The 16,463-nt window shown below is 68.9% G+C and carries 19 protein-coding genes; 11 read left to right on the forward strand and 8 right to left on the reverse strand.

Going from position 1 to position 16,463, the window contains the following annotated elements; all coding sequences use genetic code 11:
* Positions 1–52: 52 nt before the first annotated feature.
* The 3 genes from Q7J39_RS20295 to Q7J39_RS20305 form a co-directional block, all read right to left on the reverse strand.
* On the reverse strand, positions 53–571 hold the full coding sequence (locus Q7J39_RS20295) for a hypothetical protein (protein ID WP_304829808.1): 519 nt from the start codon (positions 569–571) through the stop codon (positions 53–55).
* Between the two features lie 289 nt (positions 572–860).
* Positions 861–2,552: an alpha/beta hydrolase gene (locus Q7J39_RS20300; RefSeq protein WP_304829811.1), complete on the reverse strand. Its 1,692-nt coding sequence runs from the start codon at positions 2,550–2,552 to the stop codon at positions 861–863.
* Between the two features lie 63 nt (positions 2,553–2,615).
* Complete coding sequence (locus tag Q7J39_RS20305; RefSeq protein WP_304829814.1) at positions 2,616–3,299, reverse strand: VOC family protein; 684 nt, start codon at positions 3,297–3,299, stop codon at positions 2,616–2,618.
* Positions 3,300–3,396: 97 nt separating this feature from the next.
* Between Q7J39_RS20305 and Q7J39_RS20310 the strand changes: the two genes are divergently transcribed.
* The 6 genes from Q7J39_RS20310 to Q7J39_RS20335 all read left to right on the forward strand — a co-directional run bounded on the left by Q7J39_RS20310 (position 3,397) and on the right by Q7J39_RS20335 (position 7,591).
* Positions 3,397–4,362 (forward strand): zinc-binding alcohol dehydrogenase family protein, encoded by a 966-nt coding sequence (locus tag Q7J39_RS20310; RefSeq protein ID WP_215338356.1) that lies wholly within the window; start codon positions 3,397–3,399, stop codon positions 4,360–4,362.
* A gap of 159 nt (positions 4,363–4,521) precedes the next feature.
* Positions 4,522–5,355: an alpha/beta fold hydrolase gene (locus Q7J39_RS20315; protein WP_304829819.1), complete on the forward strand. Its 834-nt coding sequence runs from the start codon at positions 4,522–4,524 to the stop codon at positions 5,353–5,355.
* Complete coding sequence (locus Q7J39_RS20320) at positions 5,352–5,786, forward strand: DUF3995 domain-containing protein (RefSeq protein ID WP_304829822.1); 435 nt, start codon at positions 5,352–5,354, stop codon at positions 5,784–5,786. Before Q7J39_RS20315 ends, Q7J39_RS20320 begins: the two co-directional genes overlap by 4 nt.
* A 34-nt stretch (positions 5,787–5,820) precedes the next feature.
* On the forward strand, positions 5,821–6,606 hold the full coding sequence (locus tag Q7J39_RS20325) for an SDR family NAD(P)-dependent oxidoreductase (protein WP_304829825.1): 786 nt from the start codon (positions 5,821–5,823) through the stop codon (positions 6,604–6,606).
* Positions 6,603–7,184 carry a histidine phosphatase family protein gene (locus tag Q7J39_RS20330; RefSeq protein WP_304829828.1) on the forward strand — a complete coding sequence of 194 codons (582 nt, stop codon included), beginning with the start codon at positions 6,603–6,605 and terminating at the stop codon, positions 7,182–7,184. The genes Q7J39_RS20325 and Q7J39_RS20330 overlap by 4 nt, the downstream gene beginning before the upstream one ends.
* Positions 7,181–7,591, forward strand: coding sequence for a hypothetical protein (locus Q7J39_RS20335; RefSeq protein WP_304829830.1), 411 nt, complete (start codon positions 7,181–7,183; stop codon positions 7,589–7,591). The genes Q7J39_RS20330 and Q7J39_RS20335 overlap by 4 nt, the downstream gene beginning before the upstream one ends.
* Here the strand turns inward: Q7J39_RS20335 and Q7J39_RS20340 are convergent.
* Positions 7,572–7,793: a hypothetical protein gene (locus Q7J39_RS20340; RefSeq protein WP_304829835.1), complete on the reverse strand. Its 222-nt coding sequence runs from the start codon at positions 7,791–7,793 to the stop codon at positions 7,572–7,574. The genes Q7J39_RS20335 and Q7J39_RS20340 overlap by 20 nt on opposite strands.
* Before the next feature lie 109 nt (positions 7,794–7,902).
* Here Q7J39_RS20340 and Q7J39_RS20345 point away from each other — a divergent pair, with 109 nt between their 5' ends.
* Positions 7,903–8,646 (forward strand): YebC/PmpR family DNA-binding transcriptional regulator, encoded by a 744-nt coding sequence (locus Q7J39_RS20345; protein WP_304829838.1) that lies wholly within the window; start codon positions 7,903–7,905, stop codon positions 8,644–8,646.
* Positions 8,647–8,764: 118 nt separating this feature from the next.
* Positions 8,765–10,186: an aminotransferase class V-fold PLP-dependent enzyme gene (locus Q7J39_RS20350; protein WP_304829841.1), complete on the forward strand. Its 1,422-nt coding sequence runs from the start codon at positions 8,765–8,767 to the stop codon at positions 10,184–10,186.
* Here Q7J39_RS20350 and Q7J39_RS20355 read toward each other — a convergent pair.
* Both Q7J39_RS20355 and Q7J39_RS20360 read right to left on the reverse strand, forming a co-directional pair.
* Entirely contained in the window at positions 10,183–10,989 is an 807-nt protein-coding gene (locus Q7J39_RS20355) for an acyl-CoA thioesterase II (protein WP_304829844.1), read from the reverse strand. The genes Q7J39_RS20350 and Q7J39_RS20355 overlap by 4 nt on opposite strands.
* 41 nt (positions 10,990–11,030) lie before the next feature.
* Complete coding sequence (locus Q7J39_RS20360; protein ID WP_304829848.1) at positions 11,031–13,148, reverse strand: ATP-binding protein; 2,118 nt, start codon at positions 13,146–13,148, stop codon at positions 11,031–11,033.
* A gap of 222 nt (positions 13,149–13,370) precedes the next feature.
* Here Q7J39_RS20360 and Q7J39_RS20365 point away from each other — a divergent pair, with 222 nt between their 5' ends.
* Positions 13,371–13,640: a hypothetical protein gene (locus Q7J39_RS20365; RefSeq protein ID WP_304829851.1), complete on the forward strand. Its 270-nt coding sequence runs from the start codon at positions 13,371–13,373 to the stop codon at positions 13,638–13,640.
* Here the strand turns inward: Q7J39_RS20365 and cytX are convergent.
* Positions 13,612–14,904: a putative hydroxymethylpyrimidine transporter CytX gene (gene cytX, locus Q7J39_RS20370; RefSeq protein ID WP_304829854.1), complete on the reverse strand. Its 1,293-nt coding sequence runs from the start codon at positions 14,902–14,904 to the stop codon at positions 13,612–13,614. The two genes, Q7J39_RS20365 and cytX, sit on opposite strands and share 29 nt — an antisense overlap.
* Positions 14,905–14,981: 77 nt before the next feature.
* Between cytX and Q7J39_RS20375 the strand changes: the two genes are divergently transcribed.
* On the forward strand, positions 14,982–15,401 hold the full coding sequence (locus Q7J39_RS20375) for a hypothetical protein (protein WP_304829857.1): 420 nt from the start codon (positions 14,982–14,984) through the stop codon (positions 15,399–15,401).
* Positions 15,402–15,487: 86 nt separating this feature from the next.
* Complete coding sequence (locus tag Q7J39_RS20380) at positions 15,488–15,919, forward strand: VOC family protein (protein WP_304829860.1); 432 nt, start codon at positions 15,488–15,490, stop codon at positions 15,917–15,919.
* Positions 15,920–16,019: 100 nt separating this feature from the next.
* Here Q7J39_RS20380 and Q7J39_RS20385 read toward each other — a convergent pair whose 3' ends face one another.
* Entirely contained in the window at positions 16,020–16,448 is a 429-nt protein-coding gene (locus tag Q7J39_RS20385; RefSeq protein ID WP_304829864.1) for a PaaI family thioesterase, read from the reverse strand.
* Positions 16,449–16,463 lie beyond the last annotated feature (15 nt).

Genomic DNA, 16,463 nt, shown 5'->3' on the forward strand with positions numbered 1-16,463 from the left:
GGGTCATCGGCCGCGCCCGACACGCGGCCGAATCCCCGTGTTTGGCCTGTGGTTACTTGCCGACCGAGGCGCTCTGCAGCGCGGGCAGGTAGGCGACCTGGAAGTCCGGATAGATCGCGTAGGTCGCGTCCAGGATCTTCTGGTACTCCGGGTTGGTGGAGTGGTTGACGTACATGTAGAGCGCCATGTCGTTCAGCGAATTGAAGGACAGGTCGGTCGAGGCGCGCAGGAACTCCTCGCCGCCGATGGACTTCAGCGCGATGCCCCGGCCCATGGCCGCGCCGGCCTTCTTGCCGAGGAAGCCGCCGACGAAGGGCACCTGTTCCATGGCCTTCTGACCGGCGTAGTTGCCCGCCATCGAACCGATCTGGCCGGCGGCCTTCACCGACATCGACTTGGTCACCCAGCCGGCGGTGACGCCGTCGGAGGTGAAGGGCGAGGCGTACTTGCCGGCCGAGCCCTCGATGGGGGCGGGCGCGGTGAGCGCGGTCGGGGCGGCGATCGGCGGCGCGCCCCAGGCCGTCAGCATCAGAGCCCCGGCGACGACGACGGGAATATGGATCTTCTTCATCTCGGTTGGCCCCCCAGCCTTTGAATTGTGGGTTCACGGGTGATCGTTCAGCTCACCGGCGGACGCTCTCCAGGTCCGCCGACAAGCCGTCCCCGCGAGAGGCCGGGATCCTGTCGGCTCGGGTCCACACACCACCTTCGGCGGCAGGCGCGGGCGCGCCTTGGACAGGAATGACAGGACACTCGGTCGACCCTTGGGGGTAGGTCTTTAGAGTTCGCAAACCCTGTCTGACGGCTCGCGCCCGTCCCCGCATGATCCAAACGGACTATGCGCCCCGATCTGGGGGGTCTCAGGCTGCGGCGCGGCGCAGGACCTCGTCCCAATGCTTCAAGGCCATCAGGTGGCCGATGCCGGGGACCACCCGAACCTCGCGGGGCTTGTCCCCCAGATAGTCCAGCAGATCGGCCAGGGGCGCGAAGACGTCCTGGTCGCCGTGCCAGACCTCCAGCGGACAGGCGAGGTCGGCGACGGTGAGGTTGCGGGCGCGGCGGAAGGCCTTCACCTCGTCGGCCGCCCCGCGGCTCGTGCGGGCCAGGGCCTCGCCGACATAGGTGGCGATGTAGCTTGCGATGTGGGCGTTCTCGTCGAAATAGGCCGCGTCACCCGGGGAGCCCCCGACCGAGCCGCGGACAACGCGTTCCACCAGCTGCGCCGACATCCGCAGGCGCAGGATGGCGTAGAAGGTCTCGATCACCCACGGATTGTTCTCGATCCGCGAGCGGAAGAGGGTGAGCGGGTTCTTGTGGTGGATCTCGCTGACCGGCCGGGGCGGACGCCCCGAGCACAGCAGCACCCCCGCGGCGCGGGGCCCCAGGCGGATGGCGGTCTGGAGGGCCGAGGGCGCGCCGGAGAGGATGGCGCCGATGCGGACCTCGGACAGGCCAAGCTGGTCGCAGAGCTCCACCATGTCATCGGCGACGCTGTCAAAGCTATAGTCCGGGCTGGGGTCTGACTGTCCGAACCCCGGCCGTTCGGCGCAGATCAGCCGCAGGTTTAGCTCGCAGGCCAGGCCTTGAGCCCCCGGCGGCAACAGACTGGACCCCAGGCCCTCATGGAAGATCAGCACCGAGCGGCCGGCGGGAACGCCATAGTCGCGATAGGCCAGGCGGCGGCCATCCCGCAGGGTGATCGCCACCACCGGCGGGGCGTCGGCGCTGGCCAGGGGGATCATGCCGGGGGTCTGGATCTCGATGGCGCTGGCCACTGAGGAGAGCTGGGTCAGGGCCCGGATCAGGTCGCTCTGCCGCTTCAGCCCCATCTTGTCGAAGATGGCGCGGAGCTGGTTGCGCAGGGTGTTGACGCTGACCTCCAGCTCGTCGGCGGCCTCCTTCAGCGAGCGGCCATCCCGCAGCTTGCGGGCCAGGCGCAGCTCGGCCGGCGTCAGGCCGAAGCTCTCGCGGATGGACGACCACAGCCTGCCGGTCTCCTCCACCGCCGGGAAGATCAGGGCATAGGCCTGGTCGTCGTCGGCCAGCTCGATGGCCGCGGCGTCGGCGACGCCCGGCAGGGCGCGGGCGGGCGCCACATAGGCGAAGCAGGGACCATCGTCCTCGCCGCGATCCAGGCGCAGGATGGTCTGCCCCCCGGCCTGGGCGCGGGACTGGGCCAGGGCCCGGGTCAGGGCCTCGGCGTTGCCGGGGTCGTCGAAGCCAAGCTCGGCCCCGACCTTCATCCGCCCGAGGCTTGAGGCCATCACATCCCGGGCCAGTGTGTTGGCGGCCAGCACCTTGCGCCGCGACGACAGCACGATCCAGCCGATGTCGTTGCGCCCGGCGGGGATGGGGCCCTCCTCGGGCCGCGCGGTCAGGCGGGCGACATCCTGGCTGCGGGCCATGTCCTGCGCCGCCTCGGGGGGCATGTCCTGCAGGTCGCCGGCGTCGGCCAGGGCGTCGATGAGCTGCTGCCAGGAGTCGGGATTGGCGGCGACCTGGTACATGGTCTCGATCACCAGGGCGACATTGGCGCTCTTCGTATCGTCCATGACTGAAACTGATTCCCCCCGCGCCCCGCACTCTAGCGAACGCGTTCGAGGAACCGCAAATTCTCAGTGCGCGCCCAGGGTTCCCACGATGGAGGCGCGCTGGGAGATTTCGATCCAGTTGCCGTCGGGATCGCGCACCATGGAGATGCGCGCGGTGGTCCCCAGGGTGGTGGGGGGCATGGCCTGACGGCCGCCCTTCTCCAGGATGCGGGCGTGCTCCTCGTCGACCTTGAACACCTGGAAGGTGATGTAGCGCCAGCCCTTGCCCGACATCCCGGCGTCGGAGGGCGCGTCGGGGCTCTCCTCCAGGATCAGCAGGGTCTCGCCGGCCCGGAAGGCGCCGGGCGTCTCCTCGGTGAGGCCCAGGCCGTGGGTATAGAATCTCCGATGGGCGGCGAGATCGCGGACCGCCAGGCGGATGCCGATCTGGGTGACACCCTCGTGGCCGGGCGGAACCAGGGTCACGCGGGCGCCGTCCGGATCGGTGAGGGCCTTCGGCGCCGTCAGCCCCGGCCGGGCGACGATCAGCTCGCGGTAACCGGTGGCGGGGGTGTCGGGCAGGGGGTCGGCATGGTGGTTGATCTTCAGTACCGAGCCCAGGGCGTCGTGGCGGTGCTGGTCCTGGCCGCGGCGGATCTTCAGCAGGTGGTCGAAGGGAATACCCGCCTCGCCCTGCCAGAAGGCCAGCATGGGTTCGAGGTGATTGGTGGACAGCCCGATGTCGACCCGTGGTTTCGCCAGTTCCATGACGTCGCGTCCGCCTTTAGATTTCCTCGACTTGCCTAGCCGGCTTGGGCGTGAGACCCAAGTCAAACAATTGTTTTAAGTCATTAGGAGACCTCCCATGAAGGCAGCTGTCTATTACGAGAACGGCGGGCCCGAAGTCCTGAAATATGAGGACGTGCCGGATCCGCAGTGCCACCCCAAGGGCGTGATCATCGCCGTCGAGGCCATCGCCATCGAGGGCGGCGACGTCCTGAGCCGCTTCGGCGGCCAACTGGTCACCAAACCGCACGTGGTGGGCTATCAGGCGGCCGGAACCATCATCGAGGTCGGCCCCGAGGTCGAACACCTGAAGGTCGGCCAGAAGGTCGCGACGCTGATGAACTACGGCAGCCACGCCGCCCTGCGCGCCGTGGCCGCCCGCAACTGCTGGGTCATCCCGGACGGCTACGACGTGAAGATGGCCGCCGCGATTCCGGTGACCTTCGGCACCGCCGATGACTGCCTGTTCGAGTTCGGCCGCCTGAAGAAGGGCGAGACCGTCCTGATCCAGGCCGGCGCCTCGGGCGTGGGCGTGGCCGCCATCCAGCTGGCCAAGCGGGCCGGCGCGGGCCTGATCCTGGCCACCGCCTCCTCCGACGAGCGCCTGGAAAAGCTCAAGCGCCTGGGTCTCGACCACGGCATCAACTACACCCGCAGCGATGTGGCCAAGGAGGTCCGCCGCCTGACCGACAACAAGGGCGCGGACGTCGTTGTCGACTCGGTCGGTGGCTCCACCCTGCAGGGCTCGATCAATTCCCTGGCCTATCGCGGCCGGGTCTCCCTGGTCGGCAACGCCGGGCGCGAACCCATGGTCGTCGACGTCGGCTCACTGATGGGCGGCAACCGCTCTGTCTCAGGCGTGTTCCTCGGCGCCGAGATCGGCACCGACCGGGTGCACGACAACGTACAAAGACTGATCAACGACGCCGCCAAGGGTGAGCTGGAAGTGGTGATCGACCGGGTCTTCCCGCTGTCGGAAGCCGCCGCCGCCCACGCCTATATCGAAAGCCGCGCGGCCGTCGGCCGCGTGGTGATGGTGCCGTAAGACCAACCTACCTCCGTCATCCTCGCCCTCGTGGCGAGGACCCCTCTCACGGCTTCATTCCGCAAGGCTTGAGCAACGGCTGGAGGGGTCCTAGGCACAAGGCCTAGGATGACGAAACTGGGGGTCACACCCAGCATCAGATCATCAGGGAGGACATCCATGCCCAAGGCTAAGAACGGCGACGCGGCGATCGAGTACGAGGTCTTCGGCTCCGGTCCCGAGACCATCCTGCTGATCAACGGCCTGGGCTCCCAGATGACCCGCTGGCCCGAGGCCTTCTGCGCCAAGCTGACCGCCAAGGGCTTTCGCGCCATCCGCATGGACAACCGCGACACCGGGCTGTCCACCTGGTTCCAGCCGGGCCAGGCCTACAGCCTGTCGGACATGAGCAACGACGCCATGGCCGTGCTGGACGCCGTCGGCGTGGACAAGGCCCATATCGCCGGCGTCTCCATGGGCGGGATGATCAGCCAGGTGATCGCCATCGAGCACGCCGACCGGGTTCTCTCGCTGACCTCGATCATGTCGGCCAGCGGCGCGCCGGGCACCATGGACCCGACGCCGGAGGCCGGCGCGGTGCTGACCGTGGCGCCGCCCAACCCGGACGCCGACCGCGAGGCCTTCATCGCCCACGGCGTCGCCAACGCGCAGACCATCGGCAGTCCGGGCTATCCCTGGCCGCAGGGCGCCCTGCGCGAACGGGTGATCGCCGAGCATGGCCGGGCCTTCAATCCCACCGGCTCGGCCCGCCAGATGGCCGCCATCCGCGCCTATGGAGACCGGACCGAGGCCCTGAAGACCCTCAAGGTTCCCGCCGTCGTCCTGCACGGCGCCGACGATCCCCTGGTGCCGCTGCGCGGCGGTGAGGCGACGGCCGCCGCCATTCCCGCCGCCGAGCTGCGGGTGATCCCCGGCATGGGCCACGACGTGCCGCCGGCCCTCTACGACATCGTCGCCGACGCCATCCTGGCCGCGGTGGCCAAGAGCAAGTGACCAACCCCGTCGCCCTGACCCTGGCGACGGTGCTGACCGCGATCAGCCTGCTGCATTTTGCCTGGGCGGCCGGGATCTACTGGCCGGGCAAGGACCCGGTGTCGCTGTCGGACAAGGTGATGGGGGCCCGCCCCGGCGCGGGCCTGCCGCCGACCTGGCTGACCGCCCTGGTGGCCACGGCCATCCTGGGCGCCGCGCTCACCGTGCTGATGTTCAGCGTCGAGGCCTGGGACGGCCCCTGGCGGCCGACCTTCGCCCTGGCCTATATCGCCATCACCCTGGTTTTCCTGGCCCGCGGGATCGCGGGCTATGTCCCGGCCCTCTGGCGCCAGGCGCGGGCCACGAGCTTCTACGGGCTCAACCGCCTCTACTATTCGCCGCTCTGCCTGCTGATCGCGGGCGGGCTGGTGGTCAATTTCATCCTCGGCTGACAGCCGGGCCCCTATTCAGAGCAAAGGAATCTCCATGGGACGTCTTTCCGGCAAGAGCGCCATCATCACCGGCGCGGGCTCCGGCATCGGCCGCGCGGCCTCGGTTCTGTTCGCCCAGGAGGGCGCCAGCCTGGTCCTGGCCGACAAGATGGACACCGTCCATGAGACCGCGAAAATGGTCACCGATGCGGGCGGCAAGGCCGTCTCCCTGGCGGGCGACGCCGGTGACGAAGCCTTCGTCGCCAGCCTGGTGGCCCGGGCCATCTCGGAATACGGCGGACTCGACGTGGCCTGGGCCAACGCCGGCATCTCTGGTGGCTGGACCGGCTTCGACGACCAGGACGGCGCCTTCTGGGCGGAGATCCTGCGGGTCAACCTGATCGGCGCCTTCCTGCTGGTGAAGCACGCCAGCCGGGTGATGATCCCCAAGGGCAAGGGCTCGATCATCTGCACCGCCTCGGTGGCCGGCATCCGCTCGGGCGCGGGCGGCTCGCCCTATTCGGCCTCCAAGGCCGGGGTCATCAACCTGGCCCAGACCTCAGCCAACGAGTTCTACGGCACCGGCGTGCGGGTCAACGCCATCTGCCCCGGCCTGATCGAGACCGGCATGACCCAGCCGATCTTCGACGGCGCCCGGGCGCGCGGCAACGAGGAGAAGATCGGCCAGCTCAACCCCATGACCCGCGGCGGCGTGCCCATCGAGATCGCCAACGCGGCCCTGTTCCTGGCCAGTGACGAGGCCTCCTACGTCAACGGACAGGCCATCGTCGTCGACGGCGGCCTGTCCTCGTCCCACCCGGTCGTGCGCCGCAAGCGGTGATCTATCTCGTCCGTCACGGCCAGACGGAGTCGAACCTGGCGCGCCGCTATCAGGGCGCGTCGGACTCGCCCCTCACCGCCCTGGGCCAAGCCCAGGCGCGGCGGATGGGCGAACTGCTCAGCCGGCTCGTGCCCGACACCACCGGCTGGCGGATGGTGGCGAGCCCGCTCGGCCGGGCGCGACAGACGGCGGGGATCATCTGCGAGGCGATGGGCGGGGCGCTGATCCCCAGCCTCGATCCGCGCGTCGCCGAGGCCAGCATGGGCTCCTGGGACGGGCTGTCGCTTGAGGACCTGGAGGCCCGGCGGCCAGACGACATCCCCTATCCCGAACGCTACTTCCAATCGCCGGACGGCGAGAGCTTCGACGCGATCTGGTCGCGGCTGGCCGCCTGGCTGGCCAGCGTCAGCGAGGCGGAGAACCTCATCCTGGTGTCCCACGGCCTGGCCGGCCGATTCCTGCGCGGCATCTATGGCGGCTTGCCCCGCGAGGCGCTGCTGACCCTGCCCGTGCCGCAGGACGCCATCTACGCCCTGGTCGGCGGGACCATCGCCCAGATCGATTGCGAGCCGGCATGACCCCCGGACGCGCCGCGGCGCGGGGGGCGGCCGGGTTCTGCCTGGCCTTCGCCGCATTCCAGGTCGCCCTGGCCCTGGGCGCCCCATTCGGCAGGATGGCGTGGGGCGGCGCAAGCTCGCCTGTCCTGCCCGACGGCCTGCGGGCGGCAAGCACCGGCGCGGCCGTCTATCTCGTCCTGGCCGCCGCGGTCATGCTGGTCCGCGCTGGAGACCTGGGGGTGGGGCTTCCCCACCGGCCCTTCTGGTGGATCAATCTGGTTCTTGCGATCCAGCTCGCGCTGAACACGCTGGGCAATCTCGCCGCCCAGGGCGACGTCGAGCGCTACGGCATGGGCGCCGCCTCGCTGATCGGGTGCGCGTTGTGTCTGGTCGCCCTGAGGGCGCGCCCTAGACCCGACGCAGGATGACCCCGCCGTCGTTGGCGTCATCCAGCTGGCGCAGCAGCACCATGACGCTAACGCCCACCAAGGCGCCCAGAAGGAAGGTTCCGAACATGGCGCTCGATGCGGCCACCGGGCCCAACCCCGTCCGACGGGACTCCTTGCCGTAGATGAGGGATCCGTCCCACGCCTCGGCATAGTCGCTCATCGGTTCGTACTGCTCTTTCATGCCACTCAAACCCTTCGAAATCGGGGAGGTTCCTCCCCCGCTGGCCTTCCGCGCCCCCTGGCGTTAGAAGCCCTCAACCCACCGCCTGAACGAGAACAACAGACCACTCATGGCCGGACATTCCAAGTTCAAGAACATCATGCACCGCAAAGGACGTGCCGACGCGGTGCGTTCCAAGCTGTTCTCCAAGCTATCGCGGGAGATCACCGTGGCCGCCAAGTCGGGCCTGCCCGACCCCACCATGAACGCCCGCCTGCGGCTGGCCGTGGCCAACGCCAAGGCGGAGTCCATGCCCAAGGACAATATCGACCGGGCCATCAAGAAGGGGGCCGGCGGCGACGCCGAATCCTATGACGAAGTGCGCTACGAGGGCTTCGGCCCCGGCGGGGTGGCCCTGATCGTCGAGGGCCTGACCGACAACCGCAATCGCGCGGCGGCCAACATCCGGTCCACCTTCTCCAAGAACGGCGGCAACATGGGCGCCACCGGCTCGGTGGCCTTCATGTTCGATCGCCTGGGCCAAATCGTCTATCCGGCCAAGGTCGGCAGCGAGGACAAGGTGATGGAGGCCGCCATCGAGGCCGGCGCCGAGGATGTGGAGTCCGACGAGGAGACCCACACCATCTTCACCGCCTACGAATCCTTCGCCGAGGTCGCCGCCGCCCTCGAAGCCAGCCTCGGTGAGGCCAAGTCCACGAAGATCATCTGGCGCGCCAAGGGCGGCACGCCGATCAGCGGCGATCCCGTGGGCACGCTGATGAAGCTGCTGGACGCCCTCGAGGACGACGACGACGTCCAGAGCGTCTACGGCGACTACGAGATCTCCGACGAGGACATGGAGAAGTTCGGCTAACCCTGCCGAGTAATACCGCTCCCGATTCATCCTGGGCAAGAAACAGGGTGAACGCCGCGGACTCTGACCTGACTATCCGCCTCGGGCTGTCGGCCAGGACAGTCCAAGAGGGGGAGCCATGGCTTCGAAATCCCGCGGCGACGCGCCCAGCCGGCGTGACCTGCTGGCGCGCTCGGGTCTCGCGCTGAGCGCCGCCGCCCTCGCGCCCGCCGTCCTGGCGCAGGAGAGCGAAGCCCCCACCGATCCCGACTTCGCTGATGGCGAGCCCCATGTTCCCGCCGCGCCCCAGCCCGGCCCGCCGCCGCCCGCGCCGGGAACTGTCGACTGGGCCTGGGTGCGAAGCCAGTGGGCCCTGGACTGGAGCGAGGTCGATCTCTCCGCCATGCTGTTTGCGTCCAACCCCAAGCCGGTGCGCGACGCCATTGACCGCCACCGCCGAGCCCTGGACGCCAATCCGGTCCGCTATCTGGAGAGGAACAACCGGCCGCTTCAGAACGCCGCCCGCGCCGCCGCCGGCACCTATTTCGGCGTGCCGGCGCAGAACGTCGCCCTGTGTGAAAGCACCACCTCCGGCATCGGCCTGCTCTACAACGGCCTGGGCCTTCGCTACGGCCAGGAGGTCCTGACCACCACCCACGACTATTATGTCACCCACGAGAGCCTGCGGCTGGCCGCCCTGCGCGGTGGCGGGACGGTGCGCAAGATCAGCCTGTTCGAACGGGTGGAGACCGTGACGGTCGAACAGATCGTCGGGCGGATCATCACCAATATCGGACCCCAGACCCGCGTCCTGGCCCTGACCTGGGTGCACTCCTCCACCGGCCTGAAGATGCCGATCCGGGCGATCGCCGACGCGCTGATCCCCATCAACGCCAACCGCGCGCCGCACGAGAAGGTGCTGTTCTGCGTCGACGGAGTGCACGGGTTCGGGGTGGAGGATACGACCCTGCCGGCGCTGGGCTGCGACTTCCTGGTGGCCGGCTGCCACAAGTGGCTGTTCGGGCCGCGGGGCACGGGCGTGATCTTCGGCACCCCGCTCGGCTGGTCCCGGGTCGAGCCCACCGTGCCGAGCTTCCTGGCGGAAGGCGCCTATTCCGCCTGGCTCGGCGGCTACGATCCGGGCCCTACCACCGGGGCGCGGATGACGCCCGGCGGCTTCAAGGCCTTCGAGCAGGTCTGGGCCCTGAGCGAGGCCTTCGGCTTCCACCAGCAGGTGGGCAAGAGCAATATCCGCAACCGCACCGTGGAGCTGGCCGGCCGCCTGAAGGAGGGCCTGGTCCAGATGCCCCACATTCGCCTGCGCACGCCCCGCGATCCGCGGCTGTCGGCCGGCATCGTCGCCTTTGATGTCGATGGCCTGTCGTCGGACGGCGTGTCCCGGCGGCTGCGGAACTACAAGATCATCGGCTCGGTCTCGCCCTATGCCGAACGCCACGTCCGCCTGACGCCGAGCTTCCGCAACACGGTGGAGGACGTGGAATATGCGCTGAACGCCCTGCACGTGATCCGGGCGGGCAGCCCTGCGGGGCGCCGATCCTAGTCCATCATCCGCACGATCACCGACTGGCTGGCGGTGGCCATCAGCTCCCCGTCCTCGGCGAACAGGTTCATGATGCCGTGGGCGAAGCCGCCGTGGATGCCGGTGATCTGGATGTCGCAGAGCACCCACCGGGTGGGGACGATCCGGCGGATGCGCAGGGTGTTGTCCAGGCTGTTGCCGCCGCCCTGGCGGCCGAGCGCCGCGCCGACGCCGGAGGGCACATAGTCGGCCACGATCGCCAGCATGCTGGCGTCGACGGCGTAGTCCTCCACCGGCTTGATCCACATCACCAGCCGGCCATCGGCGCTGAGCTGGCCGGTGCGCGGCCCCTCGCCATAGCGGCCCTTGGCCATGCGCACATCGAGGCGCCCGTTGAGGTTGTCGCCCTGGTCGCCCCACAGCACCGAGCGCTCGCAATCCTCCGGCGCCGGCATGTCGGGCATGCTCACCCACTGGTGGGACACGGTGCTGGGCCGCGCGCCCAGCGCCGCGTTGACGGTGAATATCTCCTGGTCGCCGACGTGGCCGATCACCCGGGCCTGGCTGTTGTACTTGCCCTGCACCGGCACCCGGACGTCCAGGTCCACCACCGAGCCCGGCCGCGCATACGAGAGGTACTGGGCCGTGGCCCAGATCACCGGCCGTCCGCAGGTCCGCTCCATGGCCGCGATGGCGCTGGCCAGGCCGATGCCGCCGTACATGAACAGGTTGCCGGGCGGGCCCACGCAGACGGCCGGCGTCAGGGGCATGAACCAGCGGTGCGGGTTATGGGTCGGCTGCAGGTCGAAGAAGAGTTCGGTCATGGCGGGCCGATACGCCGCTCAGCCGCGCCTGTCCTCTATTTTCAGACCGCGATGGCGGTGTCGTCCTCACCCAGCAAGCCGGCGATCTGACCGATCAGGGCGGCGACCGCGATCGGTTTCGCCACCACCCCGTTCATGCCGGCGGCGCGATAGGCCCCCAGCTGGTGGGTCATGACGTTGGCGGTCAGGCCGATGATCGGGGTCTGGGCCACGACGCCTGGCAGGGCGCGGATGGCCCGCGTCGCCTCGATGCCGTCCATGTTGGGCATCTGCACGTCCATCAGGATCAGATCAAAGCCGCCATCGCGAGCGGCGTTCAGGCCGACCAGCCCGTCCTCGGCCTCGGCCACCTGCGCGCCCAGGCGGGTCAGCAGGGTGCGGGCCACCAGACGGTTTGTGGGGTTGTCCTCCACCAGCAGGATGCGCACGCCCTCCAGCAGCCCCTCGTCCACCGGGGAGGCCAGGACCGGGGTCGCGGCCGGGGCGGTGAAGTCCAGCCAGAAGGTCGAGCCCACACCCTGGGTGCTGGTGAAGGCGATATCCCCGCCCATGAGCTGGGCCAGCGCCCGGGTGATGGAGAGACCCAGGCCTGAGCCGCCGAAGCGCCGCGCCGTCGAGCTTTCGGCCTGGCGGAATCGTTCGAACAGATGGGGCTGGGCCTCGTGCGGGATACCGACCCCGGTGTCTTCGATCTCCAGCCGGACGTGGCGCTGGCCGTCGGGCTCCGTCGTGACCGTCAGGCGGGCGGCGACGTGGCCGACCGGGGTGAACTTAATGGCGTTGCCCAGCAGGTTGAACATCGCCTGCCGCACCCGCACCGGGTCGGCGGCGATCCAGAGGTCCGCTCCGCTGATTTCCCGATACAGCTCGATTCCCTTGGCGCGGGCCTGGCCGTCCAGCAGCGCCATCACGGCGTCCAGGGCCTCGCCGACATCCATCGGCGCGGGGGTCAGGTCGATTTGGCCGGCCTCGATCTTCGAGAAGTCCAGCACGTCGTTGAGCAGTTGCGACAGCATCAGCCCGCAGTCGGCGGCCTGGCGCATCAGCTCGCGACCCTCGGGCGAGATGGGCTCGCGCTCCAGCAGCTGCAGGGCGCCCAGCACCCCGTTCATCGGGGTGCGGATCTCGTGGCTGACATTGGCCAGGAAGTCGGCCTTAGCCTGGGTGGCGCTCTCGGCCTCGGCCTTGGCCTCGCGCAGGGCCAGGTCCTTGGCCACCTGTTCAGTGATGTCGCGGCTGACGTCGATGACCGCCGCCGGGATTCCATTTTCATAGACCAGCTTGGCGTTGGTCTGGATCCACAGCCAGCGGCCATCCTTGTGGCGGACCCGGCAGGTGATCACCTCCGACCGCTCAGGATCGGCCTGCATCCGCGCGCTGGCCTCGAGGATGAGCGCATAATAGGCCGGGTCGACAATATCCGCCCGGGAGACCCCGATCAGTTCCTCGGGGCGATAGCCGAGCACCTTCTCCACCGAGGGCGAAAGATAGGTGTGGACGCCGGCCATATCGGTGCGCGCGATCACGTCGGTGACGTTGTCGGTCAGGATCTGGAGCTCGCGCAGGGTGTCGTTGATCCGCAACTGCTGGGCCTGGGCCGAGGGCGTCGCGATGGCGCGGCCCAGGGAAAAGACGACGCTGAGGCTCAGGGCCAGGCTGATCGCCAGCAGGTCCGTCAGGTCACGCCCCTCCCGGAACCCCAGGAACAGGAAGGTGACGAGGGCGGGCGCCGAGCCGGCGACGACGAAGATCGCCGGGGTGCTGAAGAACCGCAGGATGGACACCGCGACGAGGGTCATCACCAGGATCAGCGCGCAGGCCTGGCCCGCCAGGCCGGCGTCGCGCCAGAGCAGAAGCGCCAGGGTGGTCCAGCAGAGGACCACGCCGATCATGGCCCCCCGGACTCCGAAACGGGCGCGTCGATCCACGGGTCCACGCCGATAACGCGCGATGGCGCGAAGCACCCAGATCTCCATCACGAGCACGGTGATCAGCCAGACCGCCGCCTGGACTGGGCTGAGGAGCACGGTAAAAATGACAAAGGCGCAGAGGCAGACCACCAAACGGACCGGGGTCGCCTCGCGGATGCCGGTGATGGCCTGATCCAGGCGCGCGCGAAATGGAACGTCGCCCGCTTTCCGAAGCCAATTCTGACGCATTTCGTCCGGTCCCTCCGATTCCCTTCATAGCTTTTCTGGCGCCCCCGGAGTGCTAATCGAGGGTGCGACTATTTCGCCTAGCTCCGATTTGAGTAGCGCAAGCTTGCTTTCTCCCCGCCGTTCAGGTGTCTAGCCGCCCTGCCGAGCGCTTCTCCGAACCTGACCCGCGACCTTCGCGGTGGGCCCGCCGCCTCGCCCCAAAGACCTCAGGAAGATCTCGCCATGCAAAGCTCCACCTCCTTCACCCGTGAAACCGTCCAGCTCGACGGCGAGACCTTCCACGACTGCGATTTCCAGAAGTGCCGCCTGGTCTATGCCGGCGGCGAGGCCCCGGTGTTCAAGGACTGCCGCTTCGAGGACTGCGACTGGAAGTTCGAGGACGCGGCCGCCCGCACCCTCGACCACATGAAGGCCGTCTGGAACGCCGGCGGCAAACCGCAGCTCCAGGCGCTGATCAAGGACATCACGAGCGGCGGGGCCGCACGGTCGTAAGCAACATGTAGGCGGCCGCGGCGACGCCGAAGGCCGGCAGGGTGGCCCCGAGACCAGGCGCCAGCCGCGTCACCGCCTGGTAGGCCGCGATGCCGACGATCCAGGCAGCCAGGCCGCGCAGGCTGAAGCCCCCAACGAACCAGTAGGCGCCGCCCTTGCGATCGATGTCATCGGCCTCGATGGTCCGGCCGCGCACGATGAAGTGGTCGGTGAGCAGCACCCCGAACAGGGGCGCGAACACCGAGCCGATCAGCAGCAGGAAGCCCTCGTACCTGGCCAGCGGGGCGGCCACCGCGATGGCGGTGCAGATCAGGCCGTAGCCGATCGCCAGCCGGCTTGGCCGCGCCCGCACCAGGGTGGCGGTGGAGACCGCCGCCGAATGGATGTCGGCGAAGGTGTTGTCGGTCTCGTCGATGAGGATCATCAGCAGGGCGACGCCGCCGCCGGCGGCCGCGAGCGCGCTCAGCAGCATGCCGTCCCCGCCGCCCGAGGCCAGGGCGTAACAGGCGCCCAGGCTGAAGAACCAGATGTTGGCCAGCAGGTAACCCGCCGCCGTGCCCCGGAACATCTGGCGCGGCGAACGGCCGAACCGCGAATAGTCGGCGATCAGCGGCAGCCAGGAGAGCGGCATGGCCACCACCAGGTCGACTCCCGCGCCGAAGCTCATCTCGCCGGTGCCCGCCTTGGCCATCAAGGCCGGCAGGTCGTAATCGGCCAGCAGCTTCCAGCTCAGCCAGGCCGCACCGGCCAGCAGCAGCCACAGGCCCCAGGCGCGCAGAAAACGGCGCACGAAGGACACCGGCCCGATCACCGCCAGGGCGGTGGCCAGGGCGCCGAACAGCAGGGTCCAGGCCAGCGGATTGGAGACGCCGAAGGTTTGCTTGGCCAGGGCGTCGGCGGCCTCGCGCATGGCGATGATCTCGAAGGCGCCCCAGCCGGTGAGCTGGACCGCGTTGAGCACCGCGGGGATCGCCGCCCCCCGCACGCCCAGCGCCGGCCTCAGACTGGCGATGGCCGAGAGCCCGGTGTCAGCCCCCACCACGCCAGCCAGCGACAGCAGCAGCACACCCAGCGACGACCCCACCACGATGGCGGCCAGCGCATGCGGCAGGCTGAGGCCCGGCACCAGGAAGGCCCCGGCCTGCAGCACCAGCAGGCCGATGCCCAGGCTGAACCACAGGGAGAAGGCGTCGCCGGTGGCGAAGATCCGGCGGATCGCCGGGACCGGTTTCAGGGGGTCGTACGAGTCGTCTGGGGCGGGCATGGTCAAGGTGTAGCAGGCGGGGGCCGCGCGGCCAGCCTCGCTTGGGCCGCGCCGGGCTCTGGGTTAAACTCCGCGCCATGAGCACCCTGCGCCGCCTGATCGACCTGCCCGGCATCGCCGACCTGGAATTCGCCTCCGTCATGAAGCCCGCCCTGCGCGAGCCGGGGGCGCAGGCGGAGTTTCCGCAACTGGACGAGGTCAGCCGCGCCAATTTCGGCCTGACGATCGACGAGGCCGACGAGGTCCCCCTGCCCGCCGACTGGGACAGGATCGACCGCAAGCCGGAACGAGATCAGGTCGAGGCCTTCGAGGCCGCTGGCTGGGACGTAACCGACAAACGCCGCCCTCTCAAGATCCTGCCTCAGTTCAGCCTGCAGCTCTGGCTCGCCATCCGTGGCGTGGCCGGAAGCCTGCCCTATCAGGCCGAGGAGGACGTGGAGGCCAAGATGCAGTCGTCCCTGGCGGCGGACGCGGCGAAGTTCCGAAGGGATCGGTAGGACGTCGAGGGCCTGGGCCCTATCCATCAAAACCTTTGTTCCGGTATGGTCAGGCGACAACGAAAGTAGCTGACAAGGAAACACCCATGCCCCGCTCTCCCGACTATCTCGGCGCCACCGGCATCGGGGTCAGCGACCTGGCCCGCTCTACCGACTTCTACACTCGAGTCCTGGGCATGAAGCAGGTTCAGACCTTCAAGCTGGACTATATGGACGAGGTGGTCGTGGCCTTCGAGGGCCGCACCGCGGTGGTGCTGATGCACTACACCGACGGCTCGGCGCGGAACTACAAGGACAACCCGATCAAGCTGGTGTTCTACGTCACCGACCCCAAGGCGGTGAGCGACCGCATCAAGGCCGACGGCATGACCATCATCCGCGAGCCCGCCCCCATCGCCAGCCTGGGCGGCGCGGTCGTGGGCCTCGCCAAGGACCCAGACGGCTACACCATCGAACTGCTGCAGGCGCCGCCCGCGAAGGGTGAAGCGCAATCCGCCACGACGTCATCCCGGGCGTAGCGCAGCGAAGACCCGAGACCCAAGGGCCGCAGCCATCCCCCCTGGGTCCCGGATCGCCGATCGGCGTCCGGGATGACGGGAATTGTACGCGGCTCCAGCTTTAGGCCCTCGGGTACAGAATGATCTGCGTGCAGCGGAACGCGGCCATCAGCTTGCCGGTGGCGCCGTCCGTGAGGGTGGCGTCCCAGACCTGGGTCGTGCGGCCTCCGTGCAGCAGCTGGGCGGTGCAAACCACCGCGCCTTCCCGCAGGGTGCTCATGAAGTTGCACTTCACCTCGGCGGTGGTGAAGCCGCTGGCGCCCTCCGGCCAGACGGTGGAGACCCCGTAGGCGCAGAGGATATCGGCCACCGACAGCAGGCAGCCGGCCAGCAGGAAGCCGGTATGGGCCACCAGGTCAGGCCGCACGTCGAAGCGCCCCACGACGCGGCCATCGGCGACCTCGGTGACGGTCAGGCCTAGATGACCCGGCAGCTTGCCCTCATTGGCGCGGTTCAAGTCCTCGACGGACGTGCGGTTGGTCGTGGCCATGTGGTTCCCCCGTTT

It is taken from the genome of Phenylobacterium sp., from assembly GCF_030651185.1.
Classification (GTDB): Bacteria; Pseudomonadota; Alphaproteobacteria; order Caulobacterales; family Caulobacteraceae; genus Phenylobacterium.